The 6,048-nt window shown below is 69.1% G+C and carries 3 protein-coding genes; 1 reads left to right on the top strand and 2 read right to left on the bottom strand.

Going from position 1 to position 6,048, the window contains the following annotated elements; all coding sequences use genetic code 11:
* The first annotated feature begins 70 nt into the window (after positions 1 to 70).
* Positions 71 to 892, top strand: coding sequence for a rhomboid-like protein (locus tag AC2VOU_RS09815; RefSeq protein ID WP_486957200.1), 822 nt, complete (start codon positions 71 to 73; stop codon positions 890 to 892).
* Between the two features lie 131 nt (positions 893 to 1,023).
* Here AC2VOU_RS09815 and AC2VOU_RS09810 read toward each other — a convergent pair whose 3' ends face one another.
* Together AC2VOU_RS09810 and AC2VOU_RS09805 are read right to left on the bottom strand one after the other, a co-directional pair.
* Positions 1,024 to 2,355 (bottom strand): M1 family metallopeptidase, encoded by a 1,332-nt coding sequence (locus tag AC2VOU_RS09810; protein WP_486957199.1) that lies wholly within the window; start codon positions 2,353 to 2,355, stop codon positions 1,024 to 1,026.
* Positions 2,352 to 6,048: Pls/PosA family non-ribosomal peptide synthetase (locus AC2VOU_RS09805; RefSeq protein WP_486957198.1), on the bottom strand; the 3,697-nt coding region annotated here is incomplete at its 5' end. The genes AC2VOU_RS09805 and AC2VOU_RS09810, both read right to left, overlap by 4 nt.

Here is a 6,048-nt window from a genome sequence, read left to right as displayed (position 1 = left end):
GGACACTGTTAGCGACTTATCAGGTCTTGACAACCCGGACGGAGACGGCCCGCAGGCATAGTAGAGAACGATGATGGTGCAGGTGTTGTGGCGGCTTTCGCGGGTGCGGATCACGCTCGGCTATGCCGTGGCGCTGATGGGTGTCAGCGCCGCGCTCGTCGAGCTGGGCCCGCGGGCGCGCGCGCACGTCGTCGCGCAGGCCAGCACCAACCTGCACAACCTGGCCCACGGTCATCTCGCCACCCTGCTGGACAGCGCGTTTGTCACCGATGCCGGCCCGATGTACTTCTGGCTGCCCTGCTTGGTCTGTTTGTTGGCCCTGGCCGAGCTGATCTGGCGCGGCGGGCGGTTGGCGATGGTGTTCATCACCGGCCACATCGGTGCCACGCTGCTGGTCGCCGCCGGCCTGACCGCCGCGATCGAGTTCCACTGGCTCCCGCTGTCGGTATCGCGCGCAAGCGACGTCGGGGTGAGCTACGGCGCGGTCGCGGTTCTGGGTGCGCTGACCTCGGCGATTCCCCGCCGGTGGCGTCCGGCCTGGATCGGCTTCTGGGTGCCGGTCGGCCTCGCCTCGGCGGCGTTGGGCGCAGACTTCACCGACATCGGACACATCGTCGCGCTGTTACTGGGCATGCTGGCTTCCACCCGGCTGGACGGCCCGGCGCACTGGACCCGGGTCCGGTGCGCGCTGCTCGCGGTGGCCGCGACTTTCGGGTTCCTGCTGCTGGCGCATGGCATCTGGCCGATGTTGGTTGCCGGCTCCGTCGGTGTTGTGGGCGCGGCCCTGGCCGACCTGCTGACCCGGTTACGGCAGACGCGCCGACCACTGGCGCCCGAGCTTGCCACCGAACCGGCGTTGACGGCACAGAGTGCTAAGTGGTCTGGGTCGTAACTTCGTCGGGGGTCGGGAGTTGCCTTCGCCGCGTCGAGATCGACGTTGTGGCAGGCCTGCACTCGAACTTTGCCGCCAAAACGTCGTTCTCGGTGCGCACAGGCACCCCGAGGAACTTACGAGCGAGACCACTACGGCACCGCGCGCGAATACAGCCAGCGGTTCCACAACTCCGCCAACGATTCGGTGCAATGGCGCTCGGCCATACCGGTGAAATCATCGGTAACGGCGCTATCATGGCGGTAGCTGGTCGTCCAATCTTTGAGCAGCGCAAAGAACTTCTCATCGCTGAGCTGTTTGCGTAGCGCATGCAGGGTGAGCGCGCCACGCTTGTAGACGCGATCGTCGAACATGCCGCGTGGCCCCGGATCGGTGAGCAGCAAATCCTGCGGCGCTCTGCGCAGCTTCTCGTGATAGTGGTGCGCCCAGTGGTCGGCGCTGGGCCCGCCACTGTGCTCGGACCACAACCACTCCGCATAGCAGGCGAAGCCTTCGTGCAGCCAGATGTCGCGCCACTGTCGCACGGTCACCGAATTGCCGAACCACTGGTGTGCCAGTTCGTGGGCGATCAGGCGCTCGCTGGCCCGTGTGCCATCGCAATGATTCGCCCCGAAAATCGATACCCCTTGAGCTTCAAGGGGTATCTCCAGGTCATCGTCGGTCACCACGACGGTGTAGCCGTTTGCCAGCGGATACGGCCCAAAAAGTTCGACGAACAGCTCCATCATTTCGGGCTGCCGTGCGAAGTCCTGGTAGAAGTCGCGGCGTAGCCGCTCGGGCAGCGCGGCCCGCATCGGCACCGGTGATGTGCCCAGCCGTATCAGCTCATACATCCCGATCTGCAGGGTGATCAGGTAGGTCGAGGTCGGTTCGGGCTGCTCGTAGGTCCACACGGTCTGCGCCGCGCGCGTGCGTCGAGACACCAAGCGGCCGTTGGCGATCACGCGATAAGGATTGTCGACGCTGACCTGAATTCGGTAGGCGGCTTTCACGCTGGGATGGTCGTCGCAGGGAAACCAGGAGGCGGCGCCGTTCGGCTGCCCGGCGACCAGCGCGCCGTCGGTCAGTTCCTCGAACCCGACCGCGCCCCACAACGATCGCAGTGGGCGCGGTGCACCGTGGTAGTGCACCACGATCGTCATCGGCGCGCCGGACATCAGTGGCGACGCCAGTCGAATGCGGAGCTTCTTTTCCCGACAATCGAAGTGGACGCAACGCTTTCCGTTCACCACCACCTTCGACACCGTCAGCGCCTCGGAGAAGTCGAGGGTGAACTCCGCCAACTCGGTCAGCGACTCGGCGGTGATCGTCGCGGTTCCCGACAGTCGATTGACGGCGACCTTGTACTCCAGTTCCAACGCATAGTGCGAGACGCGATAGCCCAGGTTGCCGCTCTTGGGCAGGTATGGATCGATGACTGGGGAAGCCTGGCGGGGCGCTGGCTGCTTGGCGGCACGCTTCACGCGGAGGCCTTCTTGCCGGATTTCTCCCGGGCCGCAATCCACGGCCTGATGGGATTACCTTGCCAGCGCGTGGATTTCGGTACCGAATCGCCGCGGACCACCAGCGAGGCGGGTCCGACCGTCACGCCTGCGCCGAGTCGGGCCGACGGCAGGGCGACGCCGTGCGGCCCCAGCGTCGCACCCTGCTCGAAGACGACTTCGTCCATCCGCATGATTCTGTCGTGGAACAGGTGCGTCTGCACAACGCAGCCGCGGTTGACGGTGCTACCAGGGCCCAGCGTGACGAGGTCGGCCTCTGGCAGCCAGTAGGTTTCACACCACACGCCTCGCCCGACCTTGGCGCCGAGCGCCCGCAGCCAGATGTTCATCGCCGGTGTGCCAACGGCTGCCCGGGCGAACCACGGCGCAGCGACGGTCTCCACAAATGTGTCCGCGAGTTCATTGCGCCACACGAACGACGACCACAACGGACATTCGCCGGCCCGACTCCGGCCGACGAGAAGCCATTTCGCGGCGACCGCGACGCCCGCCGCCAGCAGGCCCGCAGTCAGCAATACCAGCCCGCCGCCGAGCCCCGCCGCCCAGATTCCGAAGACCCGCGCCAGCGCCTGCAGCGCACCCAGCACCGCCAATCCGATCGCGCCCGTCACCATGACCGGGACCACCCGGAACACCTCAACCGCGGACCGCATCGCCCTCAGCCGCCACGGCGGCTCGTAGGTGCGGGTCGTGTCGGCCTCAGTGGGGCGCCGGCGCAGCCGGATGGGCGGGCTGCCCAGCCAGGACGAACCACGCTTGGCCTTGGGAGGAGCCGCGGACAGCACCGCGATCAGTCCATCCTCGGGCACCCGACGGCCCGGTTGGGTGATGCCCGAGTTGCCCAGAAACGCCCGCCTGCCGACCGTCGTCGTAGCCGCGTAAATCCAGCCGCCGCCAAGCTCGTAGGAGGCGACCATGGTGTCGTCGGCGAGGAACGCGCCGTCTTCGATCACGGTGAACTTCGGGGTCAGCAGCACCGTGGAAATTTCGGTGTCGCGACCGACCTTCGCCCCGAGCACCCGCAGCCAGGTCGGCGTCGCCAAGCTGGCGTAAACCGGGAACAGGTAATCGCGGGCACCATCCATCAGTCGTTCGGTCGCCCACAATTGCCACCCACTGCGGCTGCGCACCGGGTGGTAGCCCTCCCGCAGCCCGATCGACAGCAGTCGCACCGCCACGACCGTCATCGCCGCATACGCGGCCAGCGCAGCCAGCGTCGCGACCGGTGCCCAATACACGGCGGGCAGGACAGCCTCCGACAGCCGGTGGGTGTGCCGAACGCCGCGGCCGATCACGGCCAGCCCCGCCGCCAGCGCGGTCAGCGGCATCGCGGCCAGCAGCACCGATGTCAGCGCGTAGACCGCGACCCACTGGGAGCGCCGCGCCGGCCGTTCGTCGGGCCATGGGTGTTTGACCCGACCGGATTTCACCGCGGGTGAGCCCTTCCAATACTGGCGGCTCTTGACCTTGCCGACCACGCCCGAGCCGGGTGCGACGTCAGCGTTCTTGCCGATGACGGCGCCGGGCATCAAAGTGGTGCGGACGCCGATCGTGGCATCGTTGCCGATCGTGATCGCACCGACGTGGAAGGTGTCGCCGTCGATCCAGTGCCCGCACAGGTCCACTTCGGGTTCGACCGCGCTGCGATGCCCAATTGTCAGCAGGCCGGTGACCGGCGGGACCGAGTGCAGGTCGACGCCCTTGCCGATCTGCGCGCCCAGTGCCCGGGCGTAATAGATCAGCCACGGCGCCCCGGCCAGGTTCTCGGCCCCACTGGCCGCGACCAGCCGCTCGGCCAGCCAGACCCGCAGGTGCAGCCACCCGCCGCGGGGATAGCTGCCCGGCCGCACATTCGGCAGCAGCAGCCGTGCGGCGACAACGGCGATGCCCATCCGGCCCAGCGGCGTGACGAATGCGACGAACCCCGCCGCGACCAGCCACCAGTTCACCGCGACCGTCCACGGCACCAGACGCAGCGCGCGGGCGACATTGTTGCCCAGCGCCAACCACGTCACCCACTGCAGCGCGGCCAGGGAGGCCAACGGCACCGACAGACCGATCTGCGCGAGCTGGGCCAGTCGCGGTGTCGGGCGTACCACCCGCTCGGCGACGTCCGGCGGTTTTTTCAGCTCGTCGAGGAAGCCGGCCAGCGAACCCAGCCGCGGATGGTCGTAGAGGTCGGCGACGGTGACCTGTGGATACCGGTCCCGCAGCGAGGCCACCAGCTGCGCCGCGGCGAGCGAACCGCCGCCGAGTGCGAAGAAGTCGGCTTCGGGGCCGTCGACGGCGGCGCCGAGCAGATCCCGCCACAACCCGGCCAGCCAGCTCGCCGTGCCGGCGAGGTCGGACGGCATCTCGGCATCGCCGCCCGGCGGCGGCCAGGGCAACGCGTCGCGGTCGACCTTGCCAGAGGTACGGGTGGGCAGCGTGTCGACCCGCACCAGGCGCGGCACCAGCGCCGCCGGCAGCTGCTTGGCCAGACGGGCGCGCGCCGTGGCCATGTCGAAGTCGGGGTCGGCACTGGCAATGTAGCCCACCAGCACCGGGGTGCCCGCCGCCGTCCGCCGAACCGCTGCGGCCCCGCCGCTGACGCCCGGCAGGTGCACCAACGCCGAGTCCACCTCACCCAGTTCGATGCGACGGCCGCTGACCTTCACCTGGTCGTCGGCGCGGCCGCAGAAGATCAGGCCCTCGCGCTCCAGTCGTACCAGGTCACCGCTGCGGTAGGCCCGCCGCCAGCCCAGCGTCGGCATCGGGGCGTACTTCTCGGCGTCCTTGGCGTCGTCGAGGTAGCGCGCCAGCCCGACACCGCCGATCACCAACTCGCCGGTCTCGCCTTCGGCCACCGGCAGGCCGTCGCCGTCGACGACAGCCAGGTCCCAGCCCGGCAGCGGCAGCCCGATGCGCACCGGCCCCTCGCCGCTGAGCTGGGCGGCGCATGCGACGACGGTGGCCTCGGTGGGGCCGTAGGTGTTCCACACCTCCCGGCCGTCTTGGATACTTGGGCCCAGCCGCGCCGCCAGCTCCGGCGGGCATGCCTCGCCCCCGAAGATCAACAGCCGCACGGCTTCCAGCGCCTCGGCGGGCCAGAGCGCGGCCAGGGTGGGCACCGTCGAGACCACCGTGACGTCGCGGCTGACCAGCCACGGTCCGAGGTCCATCCCGCTGCGCACCAGCGATCGTGGCGCGGGAACCAGGCAGGCGCCGTGCCGCCAGGCCAGCCACATCTCTTCGCACGAGGCGTCGAATGCCACCGACAGCCCGGCCAGCACCCGGTCGCCGGGGCCGATGGGATTGTCGCGCAGGAATATCTGCGCCTCGGCGTCGACGAACGCGGCAGCGCTGCGATGCGTGACGGCGACGCCTTTGGGTGTGCCGGTCGAGCCAGACGTGAAGATGATCCAGGCGTCGTCGCGTGGCAGCGGCGCGCCGGCTCGCCAGCCCCGCGAGGAGCCTGGGCCGCGGGCCATGCCGGCTTCGGTGACGATCGCGGCGACGTTCGCCTCGCGGAACACCAACTCCGCGCGTTCGTCGGGATCGTCGGCGTCGACGGGAACGTAGGCCGCGCCGGTGGCCAGGGTGGCCAGGATCGCCTCGTAGAGCGCGAAGCTGCCCGACGGCATCCGGATACCGATCCGGTCGCCGCGGCCGATG

It is taken from the genome of Mycobacterium sp. TH-M25 (assembly GCF_057473665.1).
This window is presented reverse-complemented; position numbering and strand designations above follow the sequence as displayed.